Raw genomic sequence first — 14,407 nt, forward strand, 5'->3', positions numbered from 1 at the left:
CAGCTTACATATGCTGAATCATAGCATCACCAAACTCTGAAGATTTCAGCAGCTTAGCGCCGTCCATCAGACGTTCAAAGTCATAGGTCACGGTTTTGGCAGCAATCGCGCCTTCCATACCTTTAACAATCAGGTCTGCGGCTTCGAACCAGCCCATGTGACGCAGCATCATTTCAGCGGACAGGATAACGGAACCTGGGTTCACTTTATCCTGACCTGCATATTTAGGTGCAGTACCGTGAGTGGCTTCAAACAGCGCGCATTCGTCGCCAATGTTTGCGCCAGGCGCGATACCGATACCGCCAACCTGTGCCGCCAGGGCATCGGAAATGTAGTCACCGTTCAGGTTCATACAGGCGATAACGTCATACTCGGCTGGACGCAGCAGGATCTGCTGCAGGAACGCATCGGCGATCACGTCTTTAACAACGATCTCTTTGCCGGTGTTCGGGTTCTTGATTTTCAACCATGGGCCGCCATCGATCAGCTCGCCGCCGAACTCTTCTTTCGCCAGCTGGTAACCCCAGTCTTTGAAAGCGCCTTCGGTGAACTTCATGATGTTGCCTTTGTGTACCAGCGTCACGGAGTCGCGATCGTTGGTGATAGCATACTCAATCGCTGCACGGACCAGGCGTTTGGTGCCCTCTTCCGAACAAGGCTTAACGCCGATACCGCACTGCTCAGGGAAGCGAATTTTCTTCACGCCCATTTCGTCGCGCAGGAATTTAATTACTTTGTCCGCTTCCGGCGTACCGGCTTTCCATTCGATACCGGCATAGATATCTTCAGAGTTCTCGCGGAAGATCACCATATCGGTATCTTCAGGACGTTTTACCGGGCTTGGCGTGCCGGTGTAATAACGTACCGGGCGCAGACAGATATACAGATCCAGCTGCTGGCGCAGGGCGACGTTCAGGGAGCGAATACCGCCGCCAACTGGCGTGGTCAGTGGGCCTTTGATCGCCACACGGTACTCTTTGATTAAATCGAGGGTTTCTTCTGGCAGCCAGACGTCCTGACCGTAAAGCTCGACTGACTTCTCACCGGTGTAAATCTCCATCCAGGAAATTTTACGCTCACCGTTGTAAGCTTTCTGTACAGCGGCATCAACCACCTTGATCATCACGGGAGACACGTCAACGCCAATGCCGTCACCTTCAATAAAAGGGATGATTGGGTTGTTTGGTACGTTCAGTTTGCCCTGATCCAGGGTGATTTTCTGACCTTCCGCCGGAACAACTACTTTGCTTTCCATTAACCTCTCCTGAGAACGCTTTTTGTTAATGATTTGTAAGATGCGGGTCAATACTACTTGAATATTCACGCCGCGCCAATCCTCACCGCTTTGCGTTATAATGCGCCCATTATGAACAAGTGCAATGACTATGCGTAAATCTTCCTTTAATAATCACCATGTTAAACGTCCAGGCGCGGCCCGTAGCGCAAAAGCTGCCGACAAGGGCCCACGTCGTGTTATCGTTTTTAACAAACCTTTTGACGTGCTGCCGCAGTTCAGCGATGAAGCCGGGCGCAGCACGCTAAAAGATTACATTTCAATAACTAATATTTATGCTGCCGGTCGTCTGGACCGCGACAGCGAAGGCCTGATGGTGCTGACTAACGATGGCGCATTACAGGCAAAATTGACTCAGCCAGGCAAACGTACCGGAAAAATTTATTATGTTCAGGTAGAAGGCGCACCTCAGGAGAGCGATATTCAGCCGCTGCGTGATGGCGTTAATCTGAAAGATGGCCCGACCCTGGCGGCTGGCGTAGAAATCGTCGCCGAACCCGCATGGATCTGGCCGCGTAATCCGCCGATTCGTGAACGAAAAGCCATTCCCACCAGCTGGCTGAAGATCACGCTGTATGAAGGACGAAACCGTCAGGTGCGCCGCATGACGGCCCATATCGGCTACCCTACTTTACGTTTAATCCGCTTTGCGATGGGCAAAGTAGAACTGGAAAACTTATCGCCCGGTGAATGGCGAGACGTCACCAGCGAGTTCCCCGACTAAAAACAGCAAGGAGTCAGCCATGTTTAAGCCGCACGTTACCGTAGCAACCGTGGTCCAGGCGGAAGGTCACTTTCTGGTGGTAGAAGAGATGGTACGAGGTCGTGCGACCCTGAATCAGCCTGCCGGTCATCTGGAAGCCAACGAAACGCTGTTGCAGGCCGCCGCGCGTGAGCTGTATGAGGAGACCGGCATTGAGGGTGTGCCGCAGGCTTTTCTGCATCTTCATCAGTGGATAGCGCCTGACGACACACCTTTTTTGCGTTTTCTGTTTGCGCTGGATTTACCAAAAATGCTGCCCGCTTATCCACAGGATCGCGATATCGATCGCGCTTTATGGCTGCCGCCGGAAGAGATTTTCGGCGCGAAAAAGCTTCGTTCTCCGCTGGTTGCCGAAAGTTTACGAATTTACCAGCAGGGAACCCGCTATCCGCTTGAGCTGCTGAGCGCTTTTCAGTGGCCCTTTAGCGAGGATGCGCCCGCCGCTGACGCGTGATAGAATACGCCGCAATTTTAAAGTGCAGCCTTTAACTGCAACTCAAAGTCGGGTACTTCTCATGTCGTTAAATAAAAAAGTGATCGTCGGTATGTCCGGCGGTGTGGACTCCTCCGTTTCCGCCTGGTTACTGCAACAGCAGGGCTATCAGGTAGAAGGCCTGTTTATGAAGAACTGGGAGGAGGACGACGGTGAGGAGTACTGTACCGCCGCAGAAGATCTGGCGGATGCGCAGGCCGTTTGCGACAAGCTGGGCATTCATCTGCACACGGTAAACTTTGCGGCGGAATACTGGGACAACGTGTTCGAGCACTTCCTTGAAGAATATAAGGCTGGCCGCACGCCGAACCCGGATATTCTCTGCAATAAAGAGATCAAATTTAAAGCCTTTCTGGAATTCGCTGCCGAAGATCTGGGTGCGGATTTCATCGCCACCGGCCACTACGTGCGCCGTCAGGATGTTGCCGGTAAAAGCCAGCTGCTGCGCGGCCTGGACGATAACAAAGACCAGAGCTACTTCCTCTATACGCTAGGCCATGAGCAGATTGCGCAAAGCCTGTTTCCCGTTGGCGAACTGGCCAAGCCGGAAGTGCGCCGCATCGCGGAAGAGCTGGAGCTGGTGACGGCGAAGAAAAAAGATTCTACCGGTATCTGCTTTATCGGCGAACGTAAATTCCGCGATTTCCTGGGCCGCTATTTGCCAGCCCAGCCTGGCCGCATTGTCAGCACGGAAGGCGAAGTAGTCGGTGAACACCAGGGTCTGATGTACCATACGCTGGGCCAGCGTAAAGGTTTAGGCATTGGCGGCACCAAAGAAGGCAGCGAAGAGCCGTGGTACGTGGTGGATAAGGATGTGGCAAACAACCTGCTGGTTGTCGCCCAGGGCCATGACCACCCGCGCCTGATGTCGGTTGGGCTGATTGCCCAGCAGCTGCATCTGGTCGATCGTGAGACGATAACGGCGTCCTTCCGCTGTACGGTAAAAACCCGCTATCGCCAGGGCGATATTCCCTGCACGGTAACGCCGCTGGACGCCGACAGGCTGGAAGTTCGCTTTGACGAGCCGGTTGCGGCCGTGACGCCAGGCCAGTCGGCGGTGTTTTATCAGGGCGAAGTTTGCCTGGGCGGCGGCATTATTGAAGAGCGTCTGCCGCTTTAAGGATTTTGCCGGGTGCCTGCCCGGCTTTTCCGCCTTACCGGCGCATACAGGAGTTACCGTGGCGAAAAATTTTTATGATATTACGCTGGCTCTCGCAGGCATCTGCCAGTCGGCACATTTGGTCCAGCAGCTGGCGCATCAGGGGCACTGCCCGCCAGAGTCGCTGAAGGTGTCACTGGAAAGCGTTGTCGATCTGAATCCTTCTTCCACGCTGGCCGTTTACGGCGGTAAAGAGGAAAATTTACGTTTCGGTTTAGAAACGCTGATTGCGGTGCTGAACAGCAGCAGCCGCCACGGTGCGGGCGCAGAGTTAACCCGCTATACGCTGAGCATGATGGTGCTGGAGCGCAAGCTGAGCGCAAGCAAAACGGCGCTGGACGATCTGTCAAAGCGCATCGCGCAGCTTGACCGCCAGCTGGTACATTACGATTTAGAGTCCGATACGCTGCTCAGCGCAATGGCGGCGATTTATGTCGACGTCATTAGCCCGCTTGGCCCGCGCATCCAGGTGACCGGCTCGCCCGCCGTGCTGCAAAACTCGCAAATTCAGAGCAAAGTTCGCGCCGCGCTTCTGGCCGGTATCCGCGCTGCGGTACTCTGGCAGCAGGTTGGCGGTGGCCGACTGCAGCTGATGTTTTCCCGAAATCGTCTCGTCACCGAGGCGAAGCAAATTTTATCCCGTTGTTCCCAATCTCTTTAATCTTCAGGAGTTACACTGATGGAATTATCCTCTCTGACTGCCGTCTCCCCGATTGATGGTCGTTATGGCGACAAAGTCAGCCCGCTGCGCGCTATTTTCAGCGAATTTGGCCTGCTGAAATTCCGCGTCGAGGTTGAAGTACGCTGGTTACAAAAACTGGCCGCCTGCGCAGAGATCAAGGAAGTTCCTGCATTTGATGCTGACGCAAACGCTTACCTTGATGCAATTGTGGCTAATTTCAACGAAGAAGACGCGGCACGCATCAAAACCATCGAGCGCACCACCAATCATGACGTCAAAGCGGTAGAATATTTTCTGAAAGAGAAAGTGGAGCCGGTTGCCGCACTGCACGCCGTGTCGGAATTTATTCACTTTGCCTGTACTTCAGAAGACATTAACAACCTGTCTCACGCGCTGATGCTGGAAACGGCCCGTCGCGAAGTTGTCGTGCCTTACTGGAACAAAATCATTGCGGCAGTAAAAGATCTGGCAGTGCAGTATCGTGATATTCCGCTGCTTTCCCGCACGCATGGTCAGCCCGCTACCCCTTCCACGCTGGGCAAAGAGATGGCCAACGTTGCTTACCGCTTTGAGCGTCAGCTGCGTCAGCTGGAACGCATTGAAGTACTGGGCAAAATCAACGGCGCGGTAGGTAACTATAATGCCCACATTGCCGCCTATCCGGAAGTTGACTGGCATCAGATGAGCGAAAGTTTTGTGACCTCTCTGGGCATCACCTGGAACCCGTATACCACGCAGATCGAACCGCACGATTACATTGCCGAAATGTTTGACTGTATCGCTCGCTTCAACACCATCCTGATCGATTTCGACCGCGACGTGTGGGGCTACATTGCGCTGAACCACTTCAAACAGAAAACCATTGCAGGCGAAATTGGTTCTTCTACCATGCCGCATAAAGTTAACCCGATCGACTTCGAAAACTCCGAGGGTAATCTGGGTCTGGCGAACGCGGTGATGCAGCATCTGGCCAGCAAACTGCCGGTTTCCCGCTGGCAGCGCGATCTCACTGACTCTACGGTATTACGTAACCTGGGCGTCGGCATGGGCTATGCGCTGATCGCCTATCAGGCGACGCTGAAAGGCGTTTCCAAGCTGGAAGTTAACCGTGACCGCCTGCTGGACGAGCTGGATCACAACTGGGAAGTACTGGCAGAGCCGATCCAGACCGTGATGCGCCGCTACGGCATCGAAAAGCCGTACGAGAAGCTTAAAGAGCTGACGCGCGGCAAACGCGTTGATGCAGCGGGTATGAAAGCCTTTATCGACGGGCTGGAACTGCCGGAAGAAGAGAAAACGCGCCTGAAGCTGATGACGCCAGCAAATTACCTTGGCCGCGCCGTGCAAATGGTTGATGAACTGCCGTAATTGCGGCGCTGCGTTTAATTAATTCTACAACCTGCCATACTCTTTTCAGGCCGACGCAAGTCGGCCTGTGTTAACCTGTTGTTTACCTGCTTTAACCTATACTTTTCTCAGATAAAAATCAGGCCCGGTCTTTGACCGAATCTACAGAAAGGATAATGTTATGCGCGTACTGATAGTGGAAGATAATCCCCTGCTGCGTCACCATCTGGCCGTCCAGCTGCGCGAAATGGGTCATCAGGTTGATGCGGCAGAAGACGCTAAAGAAGCGGATTATTTCCTTAATGAACACACCCCCGATATTACCCTGGTGGATCTGGGCCTGCCCGATGAAGACGGCATGACTATGATCCGCCGCTGGCGTGGTCTGGAAGTGAAGCAGCCCATCCTGGTATTGACCGCTCGCGAAGGCTGGCAGGCCAAGGTTGAAGCGCTGGAAGCCGGTGCCGACGACTACGTGACTAAACCGTTTCATATTGAAGAAGTGGTTGCCCGCATGCAGGCGCTAATGCGTCGCAACAGCGGACTTGCCTCGCAGATTATTACCCTCGCACCTTTCCAGGTTGATCTTTCCCGGCGGGAACTGAGTATTGACGAGCAGCAGATTAAGCTGACCGCCTTTGAATATACCATTATCGAAACGCTGATCCGCAACGCCGGAAAGGTTGTCAGTAAAGATTCGCTGATGTTACAGCTTTATCCCGATGCTGAACTGCGTGAAAGCCATACCATTGACGTACTGATGGGTCGCTTGCGTAAAAAAATCCAGGCCGTTTATCCGCAAGATGTGATTACTACCGTCCGCGGACAAGGTTACCGGTTCGATCTTTAATGTCGCTCTTTCGTCCTGAAACGCCCTTTTCGCTACGTGCCCGCTTTCTCCTTGCCACGGCTGCGGTCGTCCTGATCCTGTCACTCTCCTACGGCATGGTGGCGGTAGTGGGTTATGTGGTCAGCTTCGATAAAAATACCTATCGGGTTATGCGCGCGGAAAGCAATCTGTTTTTTACGCTGGCACAGTGGCAAAACCATCAGTTAACCATCGCGCAGCCGGAACGGGTCTCGCTTAACTTCCCGACGCTGGTCTTTATTTACAACGAAGATGGCAAGCTGCTCTGGCAGCTGCGGGACGTGCCGGAAATTCGCACCCGCATCAAGCGTGAATGGCTGAAGCGCGCCGACTTTTACGAAATCGACGCCGATAACAGCACCAGCCGTCGCGCGCTGGGTAATAACCCGGATGCACAGAATAAGCTGACCGCCTATGACGATAATAATAACGATACCTTTACCCACTCGGTAGCGGTCAACCGTTACGCGGCCACCACCTCACTCCCGGCGCTCACCGTGGTGGTGGTGGACTCGATTCCGCAAGAGCTACAGCATTCGGACGTGGTCTGGTCGTGGTTCAGCTATGTGCTGCTGGTCAATCTGCTGCTGGTTATCCCTTTGCTGTGGCTTGCCGCGCACTGGAGCTTGCGGCCTATTGGGTCACTTGCCGCACAGCTGCGTGAGCTTGAGCACGGTACGCGCGAAACGCTGGCCGACGAAACGCCGCAGGAGCTAAAAAGCCTGGTGCGCAACCTTAATTTTCTGCTGGATAACGAGCGCCAGCGCTATACCCGTTATCGCACCACGCTCAGCGATCTGACGCACAGCCTGAAAACGCCGCTGGCGGTACTGCAAACCACGCTGCGCTCGCTGCGCGGCGGCCGCAATCTCTCGATTGAGCAGGCTGAACCTATCATGCTGGAGCAGATCAGCCGCATCTCACAGCAAATTGGCTACTATCTGCACCGTGCCAGCATGCAGGCCGATCATAACGTTCTGAAACGCGAGCTGCATTCCGTTCCCGGCCTGCTCGATGGTCTTTGCTCGGCGCTGAACAAGGTTTATCAGTTAAAGGGCGTTGAACTGACGCTGGATCTCTCGCCGGAGATCACCTTTATCGGCGAACAGAACGACTTTATGGAAGTGATGGGTAACGTGTTGGATAACGCCTGCAAATATTGTCTGGAGTTTGTTGAAATTCGCGGTCGCCAGACCGATGACGAGCTGCATCTGATTGTTGAAGATGACGGTCCGGGCATTCCGGAAAGCAAACGCGATATGATCTTTATCCGTGGGCAGCGGGCCGATACATTGCGGCCAGGACAAGGCTTAGGATTGGCGGTTGCTCGCGATATTCTTGAGCAATATGCGGGCGATATTATTGCCTCCACCAGCGAGCTGGGCGGTGCCAGAATGGAGGTCATTTTTAAACGTCAGGAAGGCCTACACCCCGGCGAATAGCCCAGTTTGCGGCAGCCGCCGCAAATGCTTTTCCCCGCTCTTCTTCCCCGCTGTTATAATCGATAAAATTCAGCGTTTCAGGAACTCGCAATATGGACTATCAGCTCGATCTTAACTGGCCCGATTTTATTCAGCGCTACTGGCAGAAACGGCCGGTCGTGCTTAAGCGCGGCTTTAAAAATTTTGTCGACCCTATTTCGCCGGACGAACTGGCTGGTCTGGCGATGGAAAACGAGGTCGATAGTCGGCTGGTTAGCCATGAGGACGACAAGTGGCAGGTTGCCCACGGCCCGTTCGAAAATTACGACCACCTTGGCGAGCACAACTGGTCGCTGCTGGTACAGGCGGTCGATCACTGGCATGAGCCTTCTGCCGCGCTGATGCGCCCTTTCCGTTTTCTGCCCGACTGGCGCACCGACGATCTGATGATCTCCTTCTCCGTGCCCGGCGGCGGCGTTGGCCCGCATCTTGACCAGTACGACGTCTTTATTATTCAGGGAACCGGACGCCGTCGCTGGCGCGTGGGCGAAAAAGTGGCGATGAAACAGCACTGCCCGCACCCCGATTTACTGCAGGTAGAGCCGTTTGACGCCATTATTGATGAAGAGATGGAGCCGGGCGACATTCTTTATATCCCGCCAGGATTTCCGCATGAAGGCTACTCGCTGGAAAGCGCCATCAACTATTCAGTAGGCTTTCGTGCGCCAAGCGGCCGCGAGCTAATCAGCGGCTTTGCGGATTACGTTCTTTCGCGCGAGCTGGGCAGCCGTCGCTTTACCGACCCGGATGTGCCCGCGCGTGAAAACACCGCGGAGATCCTTCCGCAGGAACTGGACGGCATCCGCGAGATGATGCTGGAAGTGATTAACCAGCCGGAGCACTTTAACCAGTGGTTTGGTGAATTTATCTCCCAGTCGCGTCATGAGCTGGACGTTGCGCCGCCGGAACCGCCTTATCAGCCTGATGAGATTTACGATGCGCTGCAACAGGGCGACAGGCTGCAACGCCTGGGCGGCCTGCGCGTGCTGTCGATTGGCGAAGCCGTCTTTGTTAACGGTGAGAAGCTGGAATCCCAGCAGCCACAGGCGCTGCGCGTGCTGGCGAACCATCATTCGCTGAGCGCAGAAGCACTGGGCGAAGCGTTAAATGACCCATCCTTCCTGGCACAGCTGGCAGCGCTGGTAAACAGCGGTTACTGGTACTTTAGCGAAGAAGAATAGTTATCACGGCCTGACTGCTATTCTGGCGAAGAAGATAAATAAAGCGTGCCGCGACAGGGACGTCGCGGCCCGAACACTATGACTTTTTCGCCTGCTCGGCAGTTAGCGCGGCAATACGCACAATCACCGCAACTGCTTTTTCCATAATATCCAGCGAGGCAAACTCATGCTTGCCGTGGTAGTTATAGCCGCCGGTAAAGATATTGGGACAAGGTAACCCCTTGAACGACAGCGCTGCGCCATCCGTGCCGCCGCGTATCGGCTTCGTCTTCGGCTCTATGTCACAGTCGCGCATCGCCTGAAGCGCCAGCTCGATAATATGCGGATGCGCCTCCACTTTTTCACGCATATTGAAGTAGCTGTCTTCTGTCTGTACTTCAATCGCCGTTTCCTTTGGCTGGTCCTTTGCCAGCGTCGCGGCAATATCTTTCAGCGTCTGCTTTCTTGCGTTAAAACTGTTGCGGTCAAAGTCGCGAATAATGTAGTGCAGCTCGGCTTTATCCACGCAGCCCTTGATACCGTGCAGATGATAAAAACCCTCATAGCCTTCAGTCTGCTCCGGCACTTCTTTTTGCGGCATCGCCGCATGAAAACGCATGGCCAGATCCAGTGCGTTGACCATCACGCCTTTCGCACTGCCCGGATGCACATTATTACCGGTGATTTTTACCGTGGCGGAAGCGGCATTGAAGTTTTCATATTCAAATTCACCCAGATCGCTGCCGTCCATTGTGTAAGCCCAGTCAGCGCCAAAAGCCGCCACGTCAAAGCAGCTGGTACCTTTGCCCGTCTCTTCGTCCGGCGTAAAGGCAATGCGAATATCGCCGTGCGGAATATTTTCATTTTTTAGCCGGGCGATTGCCGTGACAATTTCTGCCACGCCCGCCTTATCATCAGCGCCCAGCAGCGTTTTACCATCGGTGGTGATCAGCGTGTGTCCCGTCAGGCGGTGCAGCACGGGAAACATAACCGGTGACAGCACTTCTGTCCCTACGCCCAGAGCAATATCGCCGCCGCGATAGTTTTCCACAATCTGTGGATTGACATTTTTACCGGTAAAATCCGGTGAGGTATCCATATGGGAGATAAAACCGATGGTGGGGACCGACCAGTCGACGTTCGCGGGTAATGTTGCCATTACCACGGCGTGGGTGCTCAGCGTGACGTTGCTTAAACCCAGCGCTTCCAGTTCTTTTTTCAGCTCGCGGGCCAGCTGCCATTGCCCATCGGTACTGGGAACCTGGCGGGTGTGAGCTTTAGACTGTGTGTCAAATGAGACATAGTGTAAAAAGCGATCGAGTAAATTATTCATCAGCCTTCCCTCTGAGTGCGGATGTTTATTATCTGTCTTTTTGCCTGGCGTTTATTGCGTCAGGTCAGTTGAATGAAAAGTGCCTGCGCGGCGTCGTCCTGTTAACGGTTCGCTTTACCACCCGGATAATGGATCAGGCTATGGAAACGTACCGATTGCGCGCTGCTGTTACGATAGCTGTGCGAGACGTCCGCCTGAAAGCGCAGCCCTTCACCCGCTTTAAGCGTATGCCATTGCTCGCCAATCGCCAGCTGTAGCTCGCCTGCAATCACCACCACGTGCTCAATAACGCCGCTGTCGTGGGCCGAGGATTCACTAAGGGCGCCAGCAGCCAGTTCTACCACCAGCATATCGAAGCCCAGCTGCGGGTCGAAAGGAAACAGTGAGCTAATCTGCATAGCGCTATTTTGTTGCTGCCAGCGTCGGGTTTCTTCGCTACGAAGAATCTCCGCATTTGAGGCTTCCGCCGTAATAAACAGCGAGAACGGTACGTTAAAGCCCGTGGCTATCTTCCATAGCGTCGCAACCGTGGGGCTGGATTCGCCGCGCTCTATCTGGCCCAGCATCGCTTTGCTCACGCCTGTTTGCGCGGCGGTCTGGCTAAGACTCCATTCGCGCGCCAGGCGGAGCGTTTTTAGCATCCGGCCAGGTTCCGGTAGTGCCTGCGTCATTACTCTCCTCCTTTTTTTGACAGTATAGCGCTTGTGCGTTATAACGCACATCATCGGTTTGTGCGTTATAACGGTCAACGCGGAGAAGGTTATGCGGCCTGCTTTTTCATTACGTCATCTTACTTTGCCGGCCCTCGCGGCGGGTTTTGTCGCCGTGCTGGTGGGCTACACCAGCTCCGCCGCGATTATCTTTCAGGCTGCCGGTGCCGCAGGCGCCACCACCGCTCAGCTTGGCGGCTGGCTGAGCATGCTGGGTCTGGCGATGGGAATCACCTCGATTGGGCTATCGCTTTATTATCGCGCGCCCGTGCTGACGGCCTGGTCAACGCCTGGCGCCGCGCTGCTGGTCACCAGCCTGCCCGGCACCTCCATGGCAGACACGATTGGCGTATTTATTTTTGCCTCGGGGCTGATTTTTCTTTGCGGCGTAACCGGGCTATTTGCGCGTCTGATGAATCATATTCCTCAGGCGATTTCTGCCGCGATGCTGGCAGGTATTCTGCTGCGTTTTGGCCTGGATGCCTTTGTTTCGCTGCAACCTGATTTTGTGCTGACGGCCAGTATGTGTCTGGCTTATCTGCTCGCCCGTCGCTTTCTGCCGCGCTACGCCATTGTCCTGACGCTGCTGGTTGGGCTGGCCGTCGCGGCCCTGAAAGGTGAAATTCACTTTTTGCACCAGCCGCTGGCTTTTGCCGTGCCGCAATTTATTATGCCGCACTTCAGCTGGTCGACGCTGCTGGGTATCGGCGTGCCTTTCTTTGTGGTGACAATGGCCTCACAGAACGCGCCGGGCATCGCTACGTTAAAGGCAGCTGGCTATCAGGTGCCGATTTCGCCGCTGATGAGCTGGACCGGGCTGGCTTCGCTGTTGCTGTCGCCCTTCGGCGGATTTTCCGTCTGTATTGCGGCCATTACCGCCGCCATCTGTATGGGGCCGGATGTGCATCCGGATCCGCAACGGCGTTACTGGGGCGCAGCGTGCGCAGGATTTTTCTATTTACTGGCTGGTTTGTTCGGCGGTGCGATTGGCCAGCTGTTCAGCGCGCTCCCGCCAGCACTAATCCATACCATTGCCGGACTGGCGCTGCTGGGAACGATAGCGGGAAGCTTACAGCGCGCGCTGGCAGAAGATAAACAGCGTGAAGCAGCAGTGATTACCTTTTTAATCACTGCTTCCGGCCTTTCGCTGCTGGGTATTGGCGCGGCGTTCTGGGGGCTTATTGGCGGCATTATCGCGCATCTGGTTCTGGCGCTGCCACAAAGGAAAACCGTTTAGCCTTAACATTTTTATTCAGCCTGGCCGTTGCTCTGCTGCCCACTGCTTTGCACCAATCCAGCAGCGACTGTCCCAGCGACACAGTCGCCTGCCCGGCCAGCAGCCACTTCCCCCGCAACTCTGCTACTTAATTTTCGCCAGCATTTTATGCACAAACCTCGGCACCACTTCGCTCGCCAGCCCGTACTCTTTTTCTTCAAACTCGCTGCCTACCTGGCTCGGTTCCAGATTCAGCTCGACGGTATGCGCACCCTGTAATTTCGCTTCATGCACAAAGCCCGCCGCCGGGTAAACGTGGCCGGAAGTGCCGATAGCAATAAAATAGTCCGCCTGCGCCAGCGCCTGATAAATCTCATCCATTTGCAGCGGCATCTCGCCAAACCACACGATATGCGGCCGCAGCACGGAAGGAAACTGACAGCAGTGACAGCGATCGTCCTCTGTTACGTCGCCCTGCCAGTGCAGCACCTGGCCGCTGGAAACGCAGCGTACCTTTAGCAGTTCGCCGTGCATGTGAATAACGTGGCGGCTGCCTGCGCGTTCATGCAGATTATCGATATTTTGCGTGACCAGCAGGAAGTGGTCACCCAGCGCCGCTTCAAGCTCCGCCAGCGCTGCATGAGCGGCATTGGGTGTAATCTCATCCGTCTGCATAAGCTGACGGCGACGTGCGTTATAAAACGCCTGTACTTTTTGCGGATTGCGGGCAAAACCCTCCGGCGTCGCCACCTCTTCCACCTTATGCTCTTCCCACAGGCCGTCAGCCGCACGGAAAGTCTGAATGCCAGACTCGGCGGAAATGCCTGCGCCGGTCAGCACCACCACGCGCGGTAATGGATGCTGGGCGATCTCCAGAGTGCGGTCGCGTTCGAAAATGCGCTGGCGAAAACGCTGCTGCACTTTGCGGCGGTTTTTCTTATAGCGGGCCAGCCTCAACCGGCGACGGGGTGTACGCATGATAAATCCTCTAATCCTTAATGTGCAGAAAGGCGGCGCCGCGCATGCCGCCTGCATCTCCATGACGAGCTTTGGCAAAGCGTGGCGGCTTTGCCCCCGGCAACAGGTGCTTCGCTACCTGCTGCGCCAGTCCGTCATAGAGCGCGTCAAAACCAGACAGGCCTCCGCCCAGCACCACCAGATGTGGATCCACCAGCGTCAGCCAGTTTGCCAGGCAAACGGCCAACAGCGCCTGGTAGCGCGCGGTATGGGCAATGGCCTGCTCGTCCTGCTGATAATAGCGGCTGGCTATCTCTGGTGCGTTAAGATCTGACTGATAGTGTAGCCGCCACAGGCGAGCAAAACCCGGCCCCGACAGCCACGGCTCAATGCAGCCACGCTTGCCGCAGCCGCACAGTGGCTGTACCACATCGCGCCCAAGTACTTCCAGCGCGTCAAGCGGCAGGCGCATATGCCCAAATTCGCCCGCAATGAAATTGCGTCCGGTCAGCGTTTTGCCTTCAATCACCAGGCCGCCGCCCACGCCCGTACCTAAAATCAGGCCCAGCACCACCGGATAGGCTTTAAACTCGTCGTCCCAGGCTTCCGACAGTGCAAAACAGTTGGCGTCGTTATCAATACGCACATCGCGGCCCAGCCGTTGGCTGAGATCCGCCTGAAGACGCTGCCCCTGCGCGGCCGGAATGTTGGCGGTAAATACCGTGCCGTCATCCGGCACGGGCAAACCGGGTATGCCCATGCCTATGCTACCTGGCTCACCGCAAAACGCGTCGGCCTCGTGCGTTAGCGCCACCAGCGTAGCCAGCAGCTCTGCGTAATCCTGCGTTGGCGTGGCGACGCGCTTGTGCCAGATTTGCTGGCGCGCCGCATTATAAACGCCAAGCGCAATTTTGCTGCCGCCGACGTCAAAACCGTAATACATC

14 protein-coding genes are annotated in these 14,407 nt (G+C 55.3%); 9 read left to right on the forward strand and 5 right to left on the reverse strand.

The features are described from left to right. Positions 1-4: 4 nt before the first annotated feature. Complete coding sequence (gene icd, locus ACMGGR_RS12800; protein WP_246758818.1) at positions 5-1,255, reverse strand: NADP-dependent isocitrate dehydrogenase; 1,251 nt, start codon at positions 1,253-1,255, stop codon at positions 5-7. Positions 1,256-1,385: 130 nt separating this feature from the next. On the opposite strand from icd, the gene rluE reads away from it, so the two are divergent. The 8 genes from rluE (at position 1,386) to ACMGGR_RS12840 (ending at position 9,268) form a co-directional block, all read left to right on the forward strand. Beyond that, the gene (gene rluE, locus ACMGGR_RS12805; protein ID WP_246758817.1) at positions 1,386-2,018 is read left to right on the forward strand and encodes a 23S rRNA pseudouridine(2457) synthase RluE; all 633 of its coding nucleotides are present in this window, start codon (positions 1,386-1,388) and stop codon (positions 2,016-2,018) included. A 19-nt stretch (positions 2,019-2,037) separates the two neighbouring features. Continuing rightward, positions 2,038-2,511 (forward strand): NUDIX domain-containing protein, encoded by a 474-nt coding sequence (locus ACMGGR_RS12810; protein ID WP_246758816.1) that lies wholly within the window; start codon positions 2,038-2,040, stop codon positions 2,509-2,511. Between the two features lie 61 nt (positions 2,512-2,572). Continuing rightward, complete coding sequence (gene mnmA, locus ACMGGR_RS12815) at positions 2,573-3,670, forward strand: tRNA 2-thiouridine(34) synthase MnmA (RefSeq protein ID WP_246758815.1); 1,098 nt, start codon at positions 2,573-2,575, stop codon at positions 3,668-3,670. 58 nt (positions 3,671-3,728) lie between these two features. Beyond that, positions 3,729-4,370, forward strand: coding sequence for a high frequency lysogenization protein HflD (hflD, locus tag ACMGGR_RS12820; RefSeq protein ID WP_246758814.1), 642 nt, complete (start codon positions 3,729-3,731; stop codon positions 4,368-4,370). A gap of 18 nt (positions 4,371-4,388) precedes the next feature. Next, on the forward strand, positions 4,389-5,759 hold the full coding sequence (purB, locus tag ACMGGR_RS12825; protein WP_246758813.1) for an adenylosuccinate lyase: 1,371 nt from the start codon (positions 4,389-4,391) through the stop codon (positions 5,757-5,759). Between the two features lie 160 nt (positions 5,760-5,919). Continuing rightward, entirely contained in the window at positions 5,920-6,588 is a 669-nt protein-coding gene (gene phoP, locus ACMGGR_RS12830; RefSeq protein ID WP_246758812.1) for a two-component system response regulator PhoP, read from the forward strand. Further along, positions 6,588-8,048, forward strand: a complete 1,461-nt coding sequence (gene phoQ, locus ACMGGR_RS12835; protein WP_246758810.1) for a two-component system sensor histidine kinase PhoQ — start codon at positions 6,588-6,590, stop codon at positions 8,046-8,048. Before phoP ends, phoQ begins: the two co-directional genes overlap by 1 nt. Before the next feature lie 92 nt (positions 8,049-8,140). Next, a complete protein-coding gene (locus ACMGGR_RS12840; RefSeq protein ID WP_246758809.1) occupies positions 8,141-9,268 on the forward strand; it encodes a cupin domain-containing protein in 1,128 nt (375 codons plus the stop codon). A 76-nt stretch (positions 9,269-9,344) separates the two neighbouring features. On the opposite strand, the gene pepT is transcribed toward ACMGGR_RS12840, so the two are convergent. Together pepT and ACMGGR_RS12850 are read right to left on the reverse strand one after the other, a co-directional pair. Next, the gene (gene pepT / locus ACMGGR_RS12845) at positions 9,345-10,580 is read right to left on the reverse strand and encodes a peptidase T (RefSeq protein ID WP_414147032.1); all 1,236 of its coding nucleotides are present in this window, start codon (positions 10,578-10,580) and stop codon (positions 9,345-9,347) included. 101 nt (positions 10,581-10,681) lie between these two features. Continuing rightward, entirely contained in the window at positions 10,682-11,251 is a 570-nt protein-coding gene (locus ACMGGR_RS12850) for a helix-turn-helix domain-containing protein (protein WP_414147033.1), read from the reverse strand. A gap of 91 nt (positions 11,252-11,342) precedes the next feature. On the opposite strand from ACMGGR_RS12850, the gene ACMGGR_RS12855 reads away from it, so the two are divergent. Beyond that, complete coding sequence (locus ACMGGR_RS12855; protein WP_414147034.1) at positions 11,343-12,527, forward strand: benzoate/H(+) symporter BenE family transporter; 1,185 nt, start codon at positions 11,343-11,345, stop codon at positions 12,525-12,527. 123 nt (positions 12,528-12,650) lie between these two features. Here ACMGGR_RS12855 and cobB read toward each other — a convergent pair whose 3' ends face one another. Then, positions 12,651-13,484 carry a Sir2 family NAD+-dependent deacetylase gene (gene cobB, locus ACMGGR_RS12860; protein WP_246758805.1) on the reverse strand — a complete coding sequence of 278 codons (834 nt, stop codon included), beginning with the start codon at positions 13,482-13,484 and terminating at the stop codon, positions 12,651-12,653. A 10-nt stretch (positions 13,485-13,494) separates the two neighbouring features. Then, positions 13,495-14,406, reverse strand: a complete 912-nt coding sequence (nagK, locus tag ACMGGR_RS12865) for an N-acetylglucosamine kinase (protein WP_414147035.1) — start codon at positions 14,404-14,406, stop codon at positions 13,495-13,497. Between the last annotated feature and the right edge of the window lies 1 nt (position 14,407).

The sequence above is a fragment of the Erwinia sp. BNK-24-b genome, from assembly GCF_047456155.1.
Taxonomy (GTDB): domain Bacteria; phylum Pseudomonadota; class Gammaproteobacteria; order Enterobacterales; family Enterobacteriaceae; genus Erwinia; species Erwinia phyllosphaerae.

What these genes read in the sequence shown, in the direction of transcription:
- icd (WP_246758818.1), bottom strand. Translation starts at nt 1,255, where the DNA reads ATGGAAAGCAAAGTAGTTGTTCCGGCGGAAGGTCAGAAAATCACCCTG.
- rluE (WP_246758817.1), top strand. Translation starts at nt 1,386, where the DNA reads ATGCGTAAATCTTCCTTTAATAATCACCATGTTAAACGTCCAGGCGCG.
- ACMGGR_RS12810 (WP_246758816.1), top strand. Translation starts at nt 2,038, where the DNA reads ATGTTTAAGCCGCACGTTACCGTAGCAACCGTGGTCCAGGCGGAAGGT.
- mnmA (WP_246758815.1), top strand. Translation starts at nt 2,573, where the DNA reads ATGTCGTTAAATAAAAAAGTGATCGTCGGTATGTCCGGCGGTGTGGAC.
- purB (WP_246758813.1), top strand. Translation starts at nt 4,389, where the DNA reads ATGGAATTATCCTCTCTGACTGCCGTCTCCCCGATTGATGGTCGTTAT.
- phoP (WP_246758812.1), top strand. Translation starts at nt 5,920, where the DNA reads ATGCGCGTACTGATAGTGGAAGATAATCCCCTGCTGCGTCACCATCTG.
- phoQ (WP_246758810.1), top strand. Translation starts at nt 6,588, where the DNA reads ATGTCGCTCTTTCGTCCTGAAACGCCCTTTTCGCTACGTGCCCGCTTT.
- ACMGGR_RS12840 (WP_246758809.1), top strand. Translation starts at nt 8,141, where the DNA reads ATGGACTATCAGCTCGATCTTAACTGGCCCGATTTTATTCAGCGCTAC.
- pepT (WP_414147032.1), bottom strand. Translation starts at nt 10,580, where the DNA reads ATGAATAATTTACTCGATCGCTTTTTACACTATGTCTCATTTGACACA.
- ACMGGR_RS12850 (WP_414147033.1), bottom strand. Translation starts at nt 11,251, where the DNA reads ATGACGCAGGCACTACCGGAACCTGGCCGGATGCTAAAAACGCTCCGC.
- ACMGGR_RS12855 (WP_414147034.1), top strand. Translation starts at nt 11,343, where the DNA reads ATGCGGCCTGCTTTTTCATTACGTCATCTTACTTTGCCGGCCCTCGCG.
- cobB (WP_246758805.1), bottom strand. Translation starts at nt 13,484, where the DNA reads ATGCGTACACCCCGTCGCCGGTTGAGGCTGGCCCGCTATAAGAAAAAC.
- nagK (WP_414147035.1), bottom strand. Translation starts at nt 14,406, where the DNA reads ATGTATTACGGTTTTGACGTCGGCGGCAGCAAAATTGCGCTTGGCGTT.